The sequence below is a fragment of the Mesorhizobium sp. M7A.F.Ca.ET.027.03.2.1 genome (assembly GCF_003999175.1).
Taxonomy (GTDB): domain Bacteria; phylum Pseudomonadota; class Alphaproteobacteria; order Rhizobiales; family Rhizobiaceae; genus Mesorhizobium.
Map to the genome: position 1 here is coordinate 1 of NZ_RZOM01000025.1, position 15,239 is coordinate 15,239.

Annotated in this window: 17 protein-coding genes; all 17 read left to right on the top strand. The window is 63.3% G+C overall.

Annotated elements, in window-relative coordinates; all coding sequences use genetic code 11:
• The coding region (locus EN750_RS02470) for an imelysin family protein (RefSeq protein WP_127395537.1) at positions 1-1,140 on the top strand (1,140 nt) is incomplete at its 5' end.
• A gap of 113 nt (positions 1,141-1,253) precedes the next feature.
• On the top strand, positions 1,254-1,565 hold the full coding sequence (locus tag EN750_RS02475; protein ID WP_127395538.1) for a (2Fe-2S)-binding protein: 312 nt from the start codon (positions 1,254-1,256) through the stop codon (positions 1,563-1,565).
• A complete protein-coding gene (gene bfr, locus EN750_RS02480) occupies positions 1,531-2,016 on the top strand; it encodes a bacterioferritin (RefSeq protein WP_013527914.1) in 486 nt (161 codons plus the stop codon). The genes EN750_RS02475 and bfr overlap by 35 nt, the downstream gene beginning before the upstream one ends.
• A gap of 12 nt (positions 2,017-2,028) precedes the next feature.
• Positions 2,029-3,630 carry a di-heme oxidoredictase family protein gene (locus EN750_RS02485; protein WP_127395539.1) on the top strand — a complete coding sequence of 534 codons (1,602 nt, stop codon included), beginning with the start codon at positions 2,029-2,031 and terminating at the stop codon, positions 3,628-3,630.
• Positions 3,630-4,709 carry an imelysin family protein gene (locus EN750_RS02490; RefSeq protein ID WP_127395540.1) on the top strand — a complete coding sequence of 360 codons (1,080 nt, stop codon included), beginning with the start codon at positions 3,630-3,632 and terminating at the stop codon, positions 4,707-4,709. The genes EN750_RS02485 and EN750_RS02490 overlap by 1 nt, the downstream gene beginning before the upstream one ends.
• Position 4,710: 1 nt before the next feature.
• The gene (locus tag EN750_RS02495) at positions 4,711-5,817 is read left to right on the top strand and encodes a DUF1513 domain-containing protein (RefSeq protein WP_127395541.1); all 1,107 of its coding nucleotides are present in this window, start codon (positions 4,711-4,713) and stop codon (positions 5,815-5,817) included.
• Between the two features lie 95 nt (positions 5,818-5,912).
• Positions 5,913-6,590: a tRNA (adenosine(37)-N6)-threonylcarbamoyltransferase complex dimerization subunit type 1 TsaB gene (gene tsaB / locus EN750_RS02500; protein ID WP_127395542.1), complete on the top strand. Its 678-nt coding sequence runs from the start codon at positions 5,913-5,915 to the stop codon at positions 6,588-6,590.
• Positions 6,591-7,085 carry a ribosomal protein S18-alanine N-acetyltransferase gene (rimI, locus tag EN750_RS02505; protein ID WP_024503455.1) on the top strand — a complete coding sequence of 165 codons (495 nt, stop codon included), beginning with the start codon at positions 6,591-6,593 and terminating at the stop codon, positions 7,083-7,085. It abuts the gene before it with no gap.
• A 20-nt stretch (positions 7,086-7,105) separates the two neighbouring features.
• Positions 7,106-7,906, top strand: a complete 801-nt coding sequence (locus EN750_RS02510; protein ID WP_127266949.1) for a 1-acyl-sn-glycerol-3-phosphate acyltransferase — start codon at positions 7,106-7,108, stop codon at positions 7,904-7,906.
• A gap of 74 nt (positions 7,907-7,980) precedes the next feature.
• Positions 7,981-9,390 (top strand): tRNA (N6-isopentenyl adenosine(37)-C2)-methylthiotransferase MiaB, encoded by a 1,410-nt coding sequence (miaB, locus tag EN750_RS02515; RefSeq protein ID WP_127395543.1) that lies wholly within the window; start codon positions 7,981-7,983, stop codon positions 9,388-9,390.
• An 83-nt stretch (positions 9,391-9,473) separates the two neighbouring features.
• The gene (locus tag EN750_RS02520; protein WP_023758127.1) at positions 9,474-10,466 is read left to right on the top strand and encodes a PhoH family protein; all 993 of its coding nucleotides are present in this window, start codon (positions 9,474-9,476) and stop codon (positions 10,464-10,466) included.
• Between the two features lie 18 nt (positions 10,467-10,484).
• Entirely contained in the window at positions 10,485-10,985 is a 501-nt protein-coding gene (gene ybeY, locus EN750_RS02525; RefSeq protein WP_127395544.1) for an rRNA maturation RNase YbeY, read from the top strand.
• Between the two features lie 28 nt (positions 10,986-11,013).
• On the top strand, positions 11,014-12,144 hold the full coding sequence (locus EN750_RS02530; protein ID WP_127395545.1) for a hemolysin family protein: 1,131 nt from the start codon (positions 11,014-11,016) through the stop codon (positions 12,142-12,144).
• 16 nt (positions 12,145-12,160) lie between these two features.
• Positions 12,161-12,631: a VOC family protein gene (locus EN750_RS02535; RefSeq protein WP_127327721.1), complete on the top strand. Its 471-nt coding sequence runs from the start codon at positions 12,161-12,163 to the stop codon at positions 12,629-12,631.
• A gap of 102 nt (positions 12,632-12,733) precedes the next feature.
• Positions 12,734-14,326 carry an apolipoprotein N-acyltransferase gene (gene lnt, locus EN750_RS02540; protein ID WP_127321193.1) on the top strand — a complete coding sequence of 531 codons (1,593 nt, stop codon included), beginning with the start codon at positions 12,734-12,736 and terminating at the stop codon, positions 14,324-14,326.
• 140 nt (positions 14,327-14,466) lie between these two features.
• Complete coding sequence (locus EN750_RS02545; protein ID WP_013527901.1) at positions 14,467-14,886, top strand: helix-turn-helix domain-containing protein; 420 nt, start codon at positions 14,467-14,469, stop codon at positions 14,884-14,886.
• A gap of 169 nt (positions 14,887-15,055) precedes the next feature.
• The coding region (locus EN750_RS02550) for an S-adenosylmethionine synthetase N-terminal domain-containing protein (protein ID WP_245482586.1) at positions 15,056-15,239 on the top strand (184 nt) is incomplete at its 3' end.

The window sequence follows — 15,239 nt, forward strand, 5'->3', positions numbered from 1 at the left end:
TCGCTGACCACCGCGCAGGCGCTCGACAAGGCGGTCGACGCGCTGCTCGCCGCGCCATCGGTGGAAACCCTCAACGCTGCCCGTGACGCCTGGAAGGCATCGCGCGTTCCCTACCAGCAGACCGAGGTCTACCGCTTCGGCAACAAGATCGTCGACGACTGGGAAGGCAAGGTGAACTCCTGGCCGCTGGATGAAGGCTTGATCGACTACGTTGCCAAGAGCTACGGCACCGAATCGGACGCGAACGCGCTCTACACGGCCAATGTGATCGCCAACAAGGAGATCGAGATCAACGGCAAGAAGGTCGATGCATCGAAGCTTTCGCCGGAGTTCCTCTCCGGCACACTGCAGGGAGCCGGCGGCATCGAGGCCAATGTCGCCACCGGCTACCACGCCATCGAATTCCTGCTCTGGGGCCAGGGCCTGCATGGCACCGGCCCGGGTGCCGGCGAGCGCCCCTATACCGACTACGACCTCAAGAACTGCACCGGCGGCAATTGCGATCGCCGCGCCGAGTATCTGAAATCGGCCAGCGACCTTCTGGTTTCGGATATTCAGGAGATGGTCGGCAACTGGAAGGAAGACGGCGCCGCCCGCAAGGCTCTCGTCGATGGCGAGCCGAACACGGCGATCTCGACCATCTTCACCGGCATGGGCTCGCTGTCCTACGGCGAACTGGCCGGCGAGCGCATGAAGCTCGGCCTGCTGCTGCATGATCCGGAAGAGGAGCACGATTGCTTCTCCGACAACACCTACAATTCGCATCTCTACGACGCCATCGGCATTCGCGCGGCCTATCGTGCGAGCTACACGCGTCTCGACGGCACCGTCGTTTCGGGTCCCTCGGTGGCCGATATGGTGAAGGCGGCCGATCCGGCGATCGACAAGGAACTGTCTGACAAGCTCGATCTCACCGTCGCCAAGATGGAGGCGATCAAGGCGCGTGCACTGGCCGGCGAGGCCTATGACCAGCAGATCGCCGAGGGCAACGTTGAGGGCAACGCCACCGTGCAGGCGGCGATCGATGCGCTGGTCGATCAGACCAAGTCGATTGAGCGCGCCGTCGGCTCCCTGAAGCTCAGCACCATCGCCTTCGAAGGGTCCGACAGCCTCGACGCGCCGGACAAGGTGTTCAAGTAAGGGCCGAACGACAGGAGACTGATCCGGAGCCGGACAACCGGCTCTGGAACGGCCTCCGCTAGAAAATCAAGCCACACGGCGCGGGAGACGCCGTCAGCCAGCCGAGCAAGCCAATGCTGATTTGTCATTGCAATATCATCACCGAGAAGGAGATCGAGCAGACGATCGTCGCGCTGCTGGACCAGGATCCCTGGCAGCTGATCGTGCCGGCGAAGATCTATCATGCCATGCAAAAGCGCGGTCGCTGTTGCGGCTGCTTCCCAAATGTGGTGGAAACGATCATTCGGGTCACCGAAAATTACCACGCCCGCTCGGAGGCGAGCGGCGTGGATGTCGTTTCACACCTGGATCGCGTCAGAGGCCTGCGCGTCCAATACGGGAGCAGAATTCATGAAAGGCGATCCGCAGATCATCGAGCGGCTTAACGAGGCTCTTTTTCTGGAGCTTGGGGCCGTCAATCAGTACTGGGTGCATTTCCGTCTGCTTGAGGACTGGGGATACGCCAAGCTGGCAAAGAAGGAGCGGGCGGAATCGATCGAGGAGATGCACCATGCCGACAAGCTCGTCGCCCGTATCATCTTCCTCGAAGGCCATCCGAACCTGCAGTCCGTGGCGCCACTGCGTATCGGGCAGAACGTCAAGGAAGTGCTCGAATCCGATCTTGCCGGCGAATATGACGCACGTACCGCCTACAAGCGGTCGCGCGAAATCTGCAACGACGCCGGCGACTACGTGACGATGAAGCTGTTCGAGGAATTGCTCGCCGACGAGGAGGGTCACATCGACTTTCTCGAGACGCAGCTCGACCTGCTTGCCTCGATCGGCGAGGAAAAATACGGCCAGCTCAACGCCGCATCGGCGGACGAGGCGGAGTAAGGGCATGCGGGAATGCGGCGCCTGCTAGAATTCGTGCGCCGCTCGCGGCGGGCCAATGGCTCGCCGCTCCTTCGCAAGACGCCGGCCGGATTGGCGCGTCGGCGCTATGTCGTGCTCGTGTTGGCGCTTGCCTCTTCGGCGATGGCCGGTGATCTTCAGCCTGCCGGGCTCGCCACCACGCGCACCGACCTCAATGCGAAGGACCAGGCGCGCGTCATCGCCGTCACGAGGCCGACCGCGGATTTTTCCAGGCCAGAGCAGTTCGAACTGATGCAAGGTGGCGCCGGCACGTCCCGGAAGGACGTCAGCCGCGATTCCTTCTCGCAATCCTCGGCCAACATCACCTTCGAGGAAGAGGGCGACTTCAAGCTCGGCAATGCCCTTTTCCGCAAGAACTGGGTCTCGTCGCCATCCTCGACGCAGGCGTCGGACGGGCTCGGCCCGCTGTTCAACGAACGTGCCTGCCAGAACTGCCATCTGAAGGATGGCCGCGGCCGCCCGCCGCAAGGCGACGTCGGCACCACGTCGATGTTCCTGCGGCTGGCCCGTGACGCCAGCAGCGCGGAAGAGAAGGCGGCGCTTGCCGACCACGAGGTGCTCAACTTCCCCGACCCGGTCTACGGCAGGCAATTGCAGGAGCTCGCCGTACCCGGCCTGCCCGGTGAAGGCAGGATGCATGTCGACTACCAAGAACGTAAGGTAGAGCTGACGGACCGCACTGTGATCTCCTTGCGCAAGCCGAGCTATTCGGTTGATGGCCTTGGCTACGGGCCGCTTGACCCACGCACCACGCTGTCGCCGCGCCTGACCCCGCCGATGATCGGCCTGGGCCTGATCGAACAGATCGCGCCGGCTGATATTCTCGCCCACGCCGATCCGGACGACAGGGACCGCGACGGCATTTCCGGCAGGCCGAACATCGTGCGCGATAGCCTGAACGGAAAACTGACGCTTGGCCGTTTCGGCTGGAAGGCACAGACCGCGTCGATCCGCCAGCAGGCGGCGGACGCCTTTGCCGGCGACATCGGCATCTCGACGCCCGAAGAGCCGAAGCATTGGGGCGATTGCACTGCTGCGGAGGCAAAATGTCTCGACATGCCGAACGGCGTGCAGCAGCGTCTTGGCCCGGTCGAGGCGCCGCCGCCGGTGATGGATCTCGTCACCTTCTATTCGCAGAACCTGGCCGTGCCGTCGCGCCGCGACCTCGACCAGCCCGACGTGCTCGCGGGCAAAAAAACATTCTACGAGATCGGCTGCATTTCCTGCCACACGCCGAAATTCGTCACGCGCCGCGATACGCCCAACAAGGCGCAGGCGTTCCAGCTGATCTGGCCCTATTCCGACTTCCTGCTGCACGACATGGGGCCTGATCTGGCCGATGGCCAGGCCGTGGGAGATGCGACGGGCAATGAATGGCGCACGCCGCCGCTGTGGGGCATCGGCCTGACCGAGACGGTCAACGGCAATTCCTTCTTCCTGCATGACGGGCGCGCGCGCAGCCTGACCGAGGCGATCCTGTGGCATGGCGGCGAGGCGCAGAAAGCGCGCGACCGCTTTGCCGCCGCCAGTGCGACTGAGCGTGACGCGCTGCTCAAATTCCTGGAGTCACTGTGATGTTCAAGCGTTCTGCATTGTTTCTCGTTCTTGCGCTGGCATTGCTGGGCGTTGCCCCTGCGTCTGCGGCGGTCAAAGCCTCCGATATCATCCAGCGCGCGATCGATGGCTTCGTCCGCCCGGCCTATGCCGGCCTGCACGAGCATGCGGAAGCCTTGACCGGATCCATGCGCAAGCTGTGCGTCACGCCCTCGCAAGGAAAACTCGATGCCGCACGCGCCGAATTCTCCGCCACCGTCTATGCCTGGTCGTCAGCCGAAATCATCGGCTTCGGACCGATCAAGGAGAACAACCGGCTGGAGCGCATGCTGTTCTGGCCGGATCGCAAGAGCATCGGCCTGAAACAGGTACAGGCGGCGCTGTCCGACAAGGATCCGACCGCGACCGATCCGGCACAACTGGCCGGCAAGAGCGTTGCCATGCAGGGGCTGGGCGCGCTCGAATTCGTTCTTTACGGCGACGGCGCCGATGCACTTGCCGGCAAGGATGATCCCTACCGCTGCGCTTATGGCACTGCCGTTGCCGGCAACATCGAAACCATGGCCGGCGAGGTCAGCGCCGCCTGGAACAAGCCGGACGGCTTTGCCGCGCTTTGGGCCAATCCGGGGGCGCAGAACCCGCTCTACCGCGACGGCAACGAAGCGGTGACGGAACTGGTCGGCGTCTTCATCAACGAACTGGAAATGGTCCGCGACGTGCGCCTGAAAGGGTTTTTCGGCGGCAAGCCGGATGCGGACAAGCCGAAACAGGCAATCTATTGGCGCTCGCAAAACACCACCGCGTCACTGGCCGGCAATCTCTCCGGCATCGATACGCTGTTCCAGGCCTCGAAACTTGGCGATGCTCTGCCGGCCGATGCGCGCTGGATGGCCGAATCGATCCACATCCAGCTGGTCAACGGTGTCGCCACCGCCAAGGCGGTCAGCGGTCCAATCGACAAGGCGCTTGCCGATCCGGCGCTGCGTGACAAGCTCGATCATTTCGCGCTGATCACCTCCAGCCTGTCGGCCTTGATCGGCACGAGGTTGACCGCCGAATTCGGACTGACCGCAGGCTTCTCCTCGCTGGATGGGGACTGAATTGAAAACCCCTCTGATAGATCGCCGCGATTTCCTGAGAGCTGCAGGCGTTGGCTTCATGGCGACGATGACGCCCTCGGCCTGGGCAACCACGCTTGTGGCCGACGCCGTCTTCGCCACGGCTTTCGTCAAACGCGACGGCAGCTTTGGCGCAGCCGTCCTGTCCGAGGCCGGCAAGGTCCTGCATGCGATCGACCTGCCCGATCGCGGCCACGATGTCACCTTCGATCCCATATCGAAACGCTCGGTGGTCTTCGCGCGTCAGCCCGGCACCTTCGCCGTGGTTTTCGATCACTCGGGCCGTGACGCGCCGCTGACCATCGCCAGCATCGCCGGCCGGCATTTCTTCGGCCATGGCGTGTTCTCGGTCGACGGTGCGCTGCTCTATGCCACCGAAAACGACTTCGACAACGCCGCCGGCGTCGTCGGCGTCTACGATGCGCGGGCCAAATTCAGCCGTGTCGGCGAATTCCCGACCTATGGCATGGGTCCGCACGAGCTTCTGCTCCTGGGCGATGGCAGGACGATCGCGGTTGCCAATGGCGGCATCGAGACCCATCCGGATTACGGCCGCGCCGAGCTCAACATTGCAACCATGAAGCCGTCCTATGTGCTGATAGACCGCGTCACCGGCGATCTTATCGAGAAGCACGAATTGCCGGCCGCACTGCATCAGCTGTCGATCCGCCACATGGACACCGATCGGTCCGGAAGCGTCTGGTTCGGCTGCCAGTACAGGGGGCCGGGCACCGATCGACCGTTGCTGGTCGGTCGCGCCGCGCGCGGCAAGGAGCTGCAGTTGCTGGACATGCCGCAGGACGTTTTGTCCGGCTTCCGCAACTACATAGGCTCGGTAGCCGCCAATCGGGCTGCCGGAACCGTCGCCGTTTCCTCGCCGGAAGGCAACTCGCTCGTCGTGATCGATGCGGCCAGCGGCCGGGTCGTTGCGAACAGCGCATTGGTCGAGGTCTGCGGCGTGGCGCCCGATGGAACCGGCTTCATGGCCACCACCGGCGCCGGCGAGATCGTCGAGGGCAGCGGTGCGACACGCTCCGAACCGGACTATGTCTGGGACAACCACATGCTGCGTATCGAACAGGCCGCATAGGCTACAAGCGAAGCCGCTTAACGAATTATGCACTATCCCCTTGCGGTGGCGGGCCGTGGCGGGCACAGGGAATTGTTTTTCGAACCGGTTGCCTCATGAAATTGCTTGCCATCGACTGTGCCGCCAACCTCTGCGCCGCTTGCGTCTATGACGCGACGGCGAAGCAGGAGCTTGGCCATCAGGTGCTCGATCTCGGCAAGGGCCATGCCGAGCAACTGATGGCGGTCATCGCCGAAGCGCTGGAGGCAAGCGCAACCGACTATGCAGGTCTTGGCGCCATCGCCGTCTCTGTCGGCCCCGGTTCTTTCACCGGTCTGCGCGTCGGCGTCTCGACCGCGCGTGGCCTGGCGCTGGCACTGAAGATACCGGCAATAGGGGTGACGACACTGGAGGCGCTGGCCGCCGAAGCAGCAGCGGCATTTCCCGGTCGCGCCGTGCTGGCGGCGCTCGATGCCGGCCGTGAAGAGATCCACGCGGCCTTTTACGACGAAAGGTTAGCCTTGACTTACGGTCCGGCCGCGGCCACGCTGGCTGACGTGGTGGCTATGGCGAAGGAAACGTCTCCGGTGCTTGCCGGCACCGCGGCAGCGCTCATCAGCGCATCAGCCGGGCGCGAATTTGATGTCGGCCCTCGGACAGCCACCGCCGACATTGTCACCTACGCCCGCCTGGCTGCCGCCAAGGGCGCGGGCGAACGGCCGAAACCACTCTATATGCGCGGCGCCGACGCCAAGCCGCAGGCTGGCTTTATTCTATCAAGGCAAGAAAGATAAATGCGCATACCTTTTCTCCAACCACGCCGCCGGGACTACGCGCTCGAGCCGCTGAGGATCGCCGACAGTCCGGCGGTCTCGCTGCTGCATCGCGAGGACTTTGTCCGCCCCTGGACCGATGGCGAATTCGCCGCCCTGCTCGAACAGGACACCGTGTTCGGCTATGCCGCGCGCGAAACCGGACAGGGCTCCAAGCCGCCCGTCGGCTTCGTGCTGGCGAGGCTTGCGGCAGGCGAGGGCGAGATCCTGACCGTCGCGGTGGCGCGATCGCATCGTCGCCAGGGGCTGGGCTGGCAATTGATGGACGCGGTGTTGCGCGAACTGCACGCGCAGCGCGCCGAAGCGCTGTTCCTCGAGGTCGACGAGACCAATGTCGCGGCGATCGCGCTTTATCGTCGGCTGGGCTTCCGCGAGGTCGGCAAGCGGCCGAATTACTACAGATCGGCCGAACACGGACCGACCGGCGCGCTTGTCATGCGCCGCGATCTTCGCTAGCGAGACGGCCGGATGGGGCGATGATCAAGAAAATCAGGATTTTCCTGGCGCTGGGCCTCGTTGTCGCCGGTTCGCTGGTCCTCGTGCCGCTACAGATCTTGTCGATGAAGACTGGCTGGTGGCCGGAAACCTTCATCCTCAAGGTCTGGCACAGGCTGATCGTCAGGGCGCTCGGCATGCGCATCCATGTCAAGGGAGCGCTGTCCGACAAGCGCCCGCTGCTGGTGGCGTCCAATCACATCTCCTGGACCGACATCATGGTGCTCGGCTCTTTTGCCGACGTAAAGTTCATCGCCAGGGCGGATATGGAAGGCTGGCCGCTGATCGGCATGCTGTCGAAGCTGCAGCGCACCGTGTTCATCGAGCGCGAGCGCAAGCGTTCGTCGGGCGACCAGGCAAGCGAGATTGCCAGCCGCATGGCCAAGGGCGATGCGATGGTGCTGTTTGCCGAGGGCTCGACCGGCGACGGCAATATGGTCCTGCCGTTCAAGAGCACGCTGTTCGGCGCCGCCTCGATGGCGATTTCCGAAGGCGCGGCGGAACAGGTGTTCATCCAGCCGGTGGCGATCGCCTATACGCGTCTGCACGGCGTGCCGCTCGGCCGCCGGCATCGCCCGCTTGCCGCCTGGATCGGGGATGAGGATTTGATGCCGCATCTCAAGGTTCTGCTCGCTGAGGGCGCGCTCGACGTCGAGGTGCATTTCGGCGAGGCAATCGCCTTCTCCAAGGGTTCGAACCGCAAGGAGACGTCGAAACTGATGGAAAGCCAGGTGCGTGAAATGATGCAGGCGGCGCTTGCCGACCCGCGGCCGAGCCGGTAGCTCCGGCACGCTCTTGCTGGCGCGGGCCGAGAATCGTCTGTTTTTTGTCACGGAAAGGCGTTAGAAGCCGCCTTATGGACTTGAACACGATAGAAAGCGACGACATCGGCACTACGGCTGGACAGCCGGCGGTGCTTCCCGCGGCAGCGAGAAAAGTCTTCATCAAGACCTATGGCTGCCAGATGAATGTCTATGATTCACAGCGTATGGCCGATGCGCTGGCTGCCGACGGCTATTCCGCGACCGATGCCATTGGCGAGGCCGACCTGGTGCTGCTGAACACCTGTCATATCAGGGAAAAGGCGGCCGAAAAGGTCTATTCCGAGCTCGGCCGTATCCGCGACATGAAAGCCGAGCGTGCCCTGGCCGGCCGCGAGATGCTGGTCGGCGTCGCCGGCTGCGTGGCGCAGGCTGAAGGCGCCGAGATCATCCGCCGTTCGCCGGCCGTCGATCTGGTCATCGGTCCGCAGACCTATCACCGGCTCCCGGACGTGCTGGCGCGGGTGCGCGGCGGCGAAAAGATCGTCGAGACCGATTACGCCATCGAAGACAAATTCGAGCACCTGCCGCAGCCCAAGCGCGCCGAGGTCATCAAGCGCGGCGTCACCGCCTTCCTCACCGTGCAGGAAGGCTGCGACAAGTTCTGCACCTTCTGCGTTGTGCCCTATACAAGGGGCTCCGAAGTCTCCCGGCCGGTGGCGCAGATTGTCGCGGAGGCTGAGCGCCTGGCCGAAGCCGGCGTGCGCGAAGTGACGCTGCTCGGCCAGAACGTCAATGCCTGGCATGGCCAGGGCGGGAGCGGTCAGGAGTGGGGGCTTGGCCGCCTGCTGTTCAGGCTGGCCGAAATCCCCGGGCTGGCGCGTTTGCGCTACACCACCAGCCACCCGCGCGACATGGATGACGAACTGATAGCGGCCCATCGCGATCTGCCGGCATTGATGCCCTATCTGCATCTGCCGGTGCAATCCGGCTCCGACCGCATCCTCAAGGCGATGAATCGCCGGCACACGGCGAGGGATTATCTGGCGCTGCTCGACCGTATCCGTACCGCGCGGCCTGACATTGCGCTCTCCGGCGACTTCATCGTCGGCTTTCCCGGCGAGACCGAGGCGGATTTCGAGGCGACCATGGAGCTGGTGCGTCAGGTGAATTACGCCTCGGCCTTTTCGTTCAAATATTCGCCGCGCCCCGGCACGCCGGGCGCCGAAATGTCCGATCACGTGCCGGAAACGGTCAAGGACGAGCGCTTGCAGAGACTGCAGGCTCTGCTTGTGAAGCAGCAGCAGGATTTCGGTTTGAGCCTCGTCGGAAGCACCATCGACACGCTGATCGAGAAGCCCGGCCGTCAGGCCGGCCAGAAGGTTGGCCGCTCGCCTTGGCTGCAGCCGGTTATTGTTGATGAAAAGGCCGGCGAAATCGGTGACATTATCCAGGTGCGAATCACGAAGACGGGCTACAACAGCCTGTTCGCCGAATTGGCCTGAGGGTCTCGGCAGATGAGGAGAGACGGTTGAGCGCAGCAGAGCTGAAGAACCTGCCCCCGGTACCGGCATCTGGGGCTTCTGACATGGCGCACATCGTTCTGACTTTCGACAACAACAAGCTTGCCAGCGCCCTTTATGGTCAGTTCGACGAAAACCTCGCCAGGCTGGAGCAGAAGCTTGGCGTCGACATCCGCTCACGCGGCAACCAGCTGACCATCAAGGGTTCGGCGTCGGCCGCCGAGCAGGCGCGCCGCGCCCTGGACAACCTCTACGGCATTCTCCAGAAAGGCGTCGATATAGGCCAGTCCGACGTCGACGGCGCCGTGCGCATGGCGATTGCCGCCGACGACCAGCTGACCCTGCCGACGCTGGAGCGCAAGGGCAAGGTTTCCGCCGCCCAGATCGCCACCCGCAAGAAGACGATCTATGCCCGTTCACTCAACCAGGACGCCTATATGCGGGCGCTGGAACGGTCGGAACTGGTGTTCGGCATCGGCCCGGCCGGCACCGGCAAGACCTATCTGGCGGTGGCCCATGCGGCGATGCTGCTCGAGCGCGGCATGGTCGAGCGCATCATTCTCTCGCGGCCTGCGGTCGAGGCCGGCGAACGGCTGGGCTTCCTGCCCGGCGACATGAAGGAGAAGGTCGATCCCTATCTGCGGCCGCTCTATGACGCGCTCTACGACATGATGCCCGCCGACAAGGTCGAGCGCGCCATTGCCGCCGAAGTGATCGAGATCGCGCCGCTCGCCTTCATGCGCGGCCGCACGCTGGCGCATGCCGCCGTCATCCTCGACGAGGCGCAGAACACCACGCCGATGCAGATGAAGATGTTCCTGACGCGTCTGGGCGAAAATTCGCGCATGATCGTCACCGGCGATCCGACCCAGATCGACCTTCCTTCGAACACCAAATCGGGACTGGTCGAAGCCTTGCGGGTGCTGGACGGCGTGGCGGGCGCGGTCACCGTGCGCTTCAACGACGGCGATGTGGTCCGCCATCCGCTGGTGGCGGAAATCGTCAGGGCCTACGACCGGGACGCCAAGCTGGCGCGCGGCCTCGGCGCCGAGAATTGATGTTGACGATGCGGCTTCATGCCTGAGGACATAACATCCGGCGACGGGAATGTTCCCGTCGACATCGACATATCGGTTGAGGCGGGCAACTGGCCGGACGAGGCAAGCCTGACGCGGCTGGTCGATCGCGCCGTCAAGGCGGCTTTTGCCGAAACCGGCGTGGCGGGCCGTTCCGAACTCAGCCTCGTTTTTACCGACGACGCCCATATCCGGACGCTCAACGCCGGCTGGCGAGGCAAGGACAAACCGACCAACGTTTTGTCTTTCCCGGCTTTTCCGTTTGTGCAAGGCGGACCGTTGCCGCCGATGCTGGGCGACATCGTGCTCGCCGCCGAGACGGTCGCGCGTGAAGCGGCACTGGAAGACAAGCCTGTCGAGAACCATATCACCCATCTCGTCATCCACGGCCTGCTGCATTTGCTGGGTTACGATCACGAGACCGACACTGAAGCCGAGGCGATGGAAGCCGTCGAACGCGCGGCGCTTGCAAGGCTTGCCATTCCAGACCCCTACGCGTAACTACATCTGATCAATTGACCGGACGACGATGAACGACAAACCAGAAACTGCCGCCCGCCCCGACGCCGGCAGTGCGACCAAGGCTTCCGATACGTCGGAAGAGGGATCAAGTCCGAGTACCGTTACCTCTGGTGCTAACAGTACCTCTGGTGCTAACAGTACCTCTGCTGCTGCCGGTGCTGGCAGCGCTGCCAGCGAGGCGTTGCCTGCCGGCCCCTCCCTGTTCGACCGCGTTCTCGGCCTGTTTCGGCAACGCAACGGAACCAGCCTGCGTGAGGAAATTGCCGGCGCGCTTGCCGAGACGACGAGCGATGCCGGCGCCTTCTCGCCCGGCGAACGCGCCATGCTCAACAACATCCTGCGGCTGCGCGAAGTGCGCGTCGAGGACGTCATGGTACCGCGCGCCGACATTCAGGGGGTCGAAATCACGACGACGCTCGGCGATCTCCTGGGCACTTTCGAACAATCCGGCCATTCCCGCATGCCGGTCTATTCCGAGACGCTCGATGATCCGCGCGGCATGGTCCATATCCGTGACGTGCTGGCCCACATCACCAAGATCGCGCGCGTCAAGAAGGGCCGCACGACCAGGAAAACCCCCGCTGCCACGGTTCTCGATCTTGCCCAGGTCGACCTCGCACGCACCATTGGCGACCTCAATCTGATCCGCCCGGTGCTGTTCGTGCCGCCGTCGATGCTTGCCTCCGACCTGATGGGCCGCATGCAGACGACGCGCACCCAGATGGCGCTGGTCATCGACGAATATGGCGGCACCGACGGCCTCGTCTCGCTGGAAGACATCGTCGAGATGGTGGTCGGCGACATCGAGGACGAGCATGACGACGACGAGCCGATGATCACCCAGAGCGGTGACGGCGTGTTCATCGTCGACGGCAAGGCCGAGATCGACGACGTCGCCAAGATGATCGGCGGGGATTTCGCCGCCGGTGAACATGGCGAATATGTCGACACGATCGGCGGCATGATTTTCAACACGCTTGGCCGTGTTCCGGCCCGCGGTGAGGTGGTGCAGGCGATACCCGGCTTCGAGTTCCACGTCCTCGACGCCGATCCGCGCCGCGTCAAGCGCGTGCGCATTGTGCAGAGCCAGAAGGGTGAGCGCCGCCGGCGCGCCACCGCGCGCACCGAACAGGCGTGAGCGTCACGCTCGCCCGATGACTGTCGACGACCCGTTCAAGCATCCAAGTCTGGGGTCCGGTGTCTTCTACAAGGATCCTCGTGCCGCGCTGGACTGGCTTGAAGCAGCATTTGGCTTCGAGCGCAGCATGGTGGTCAGCGATGCCGAGGGAAAACTCGTCCATGCAGAGATGCGATTCGGCGACAGCTACATCATCGTCGATTCCGAATGGAGCGATTATGTCGCCAGCCCGGCTTCGGTCTCGGGCAGGAACACGCAGTCGATCTATGTCAGGCTGAAGGGCGGCCTGGATGCGCATTGCGAGCAGGCGCGGGCGACCGACGCTGAGATAATCCAGGAGCCGGCGGATCAGTTCTACGGCGAGCGCCAGTATCGTGCCCGCGACCCCGAGGGCCATGTCTGGACCTTCACGCAGACCATCCGTTCGGTTCCGCGCGAGGAGGCCGAGCGGCTGGGCGGCGTTCAAATCGAGGGTTGGCACCGGTAGGGCAGGGCCGGAGCTGTGCATCTCAGCCAGCCATCCGCCCGTTTGGAGCGCGGAGCGCAGCCTGATAAATCTTGTGTCCTGATTCGCGACTCGGAAGTATGCATGGAGCGCCTCACCGGCCGGATAATTCTGCTTTGGGGTTGGCGGCGTGCGCTCGTGGCGTTTCTCGCGGGCGCTTTTGCCGTGCTTGGGCAGGCGCCTTACGATTTCTTCGCCGCCTGTTTCGTCTCGTTTCCGCTGCTGGTCTGGCTGCTCGACGGCGCCACCGGCGAAGCTTCCGGCAGCCTGTTCAGGCGTCTGCGGCCGGCTTTTGCCGTCGGTTGGTGGTTCGGTTTCGGCTATTTCCTCGCCGGCCTCTGGTGGATCGGTTCGGCGCTGCTGGTCGAGGCCGACAGCTTTGCCTGGGCGCTCCCCTTCGCCGTGGTCGGCATTCCTTTCATGCTCGCCTTTTTCTACGGCTTTGCGGCAATCGTTGCCCGGCTGCTGTGGAGCAACGACATTGGCCGCATCGCCGCCCTTGCCTTCGGCTTCGGGTTGGCGGAATGGCTGCGCGATTTCCTGTTCACCGGTTTTCCCTGGAATGCCGTCGGCTACGCGGCCATGCCCGTGCCGCTGCTGATGCAGAGCGTCTCGGTGACGGGCATGATCGGCATGAACGCGCTCGCCGTGTTCGTCTTCGCACTGCCGGCACTGCTGGCGGCACGTCGGCACCTGCGCCTCGGCGCGGCACTGTTTGTCATGCTCGCCGCCGCCCATGTCGGCTTCGGCTATGTCAGGCTTGGCGCTCCCGAACCGCCAGCTTCACGCAGCCTGGATGTCCGCATCGTTCAGCCGGCCGTGGACCTGTCGGAAAAATGGGATGCCTCGGTGCGCGACCGCATCTTCGCGGTCCTGATGGGGCTCTCGGCCAAGGCGCCGGACCCAGGCCATCAAAAGCCGCAGCTGATCCTGTGGCCCGAAACCTCGGTGCCTTTCCTCTTCACCGAGCGTCCGGACGCATTGACGGCGCTGGGAGACATGCTCGGATCCGGCCAGATGCTGATTGCCGGCGTCGTTCGCGAGGAAGGCGGTTCGGCCGCGAATGCCGACAGCCGTTACTACAACTCCGTGGTGGCGATCGACGACAAGGGTGAAATCGCTGACGCCGTCGACAAGGTTCACCTGGTGCCGTTCGGCGAATACCTGCCTTTCGCCGATCTGCTCCAGCGTTTCGGCATCGAGCAACTGGTTGCCGGGCCGATGAGTTTCGCGGCCGGCAATGAGCGGCACGCCATCACGCTGCCCGATGGCATCCGTGCGCTGCCATTTATCTGTTATGAGGTGATCTTTCCCGATCTTGTGGCAGTTGACGCTGCGTCAGCGCAGCTTATTGTGAACGTTACCAACGATGCGTGGTTCGGCGACACGCCGGGTCCGTATCAGCATTTCAGGCAGGCCCAGATCCGCGCGGTGGAAAATGGATTGCCATTGGTACGTGCTGCCAACAACGGCATCTCGGCCGTCGTCGATCCGCGCGGGCGCATCGTCGATGCGCTTGCGATCGACGCACGCGGCGCCATCGATGCCCACATACCGATTTCCGGACAGGCGCTCATATCTCCCGGCCAACGGCGCATTAACGGAATGCTGATCATGTTGCTGTTTGCCGTTGGGGCAGCGCTGTTGAACGTAAGGCAAAGGCTACGGGTGAATTGACAGCCAACACATTAGAAACTCATACTGTAAGTGCCTGAAAATTTCTCGAAGCCGGTGGATCGTTCTGTTGGGGCAGTTGCCTCCGGCTTTGTTTGGGCAAGAAAAAATAGAGAAAGCCGAAAAAATTCGGCGAGGAAAAAATGACAGAAGACAACAAGAAGAAACCGAATCCGATCGACATCCATGTTGGCAGTCGCATCCGGCTTCGCCGCAACATGCTGGGAATGAGCCAGGAAAAGCTGGGAGAAAACCTCGGCATCACATTTCAACAGATTCAGAAATATGAAAAAGGCACCAACCGCGTCGGCGCCAGCCGATTGCAGGCGATAGCGTCCATACTCGGCGTGCCGGTCGCCTTCTTTTTCGAGGATGCGCCCGGCCAGGAGCCCGTGGCGGGCCGTGGATTTGCCGAGGACGCGTCGATGGCTTTCGCTGTCGAATTCTGCGGCAGCCCTGAAGGCCTTCAGCTCAACCGGGCCTTTGTCAAGATCGCGGATGCCAAGGTGCGCCGCAGGATTATAGACCTGGTCAAGTCCCTCTCCGCCGACGATCCCGACTGATCCTCAATCACGCCAACACCGGCGGCGTCTTGCCGCTGGTGGCACAAGATAACTGCATCGACATTCATGCCAGAGCCGAAGCACCGCTTGACGAGCGGCGCTTCGCCCCGCTAACACGTGGCGCGCCAAAATCGGCAGCCTGCCGATCGTTTTTCAAGAGGGGACACCCGTGACGCGGCAGAACTACTTCTTTACCTCGGAATCCGTTGCCGAGGGCCATCCCGACAAAGTCTGTGACCGGATTTCCGACGAGATCGTCGATCTGGTGTATCGCGAAGCCAAGAAGACCGGCATGGACCCGTGGAAAGTCCGTGTCGCCTGCGAGACGCTGGCCACCACCAACCGTGTCGTCA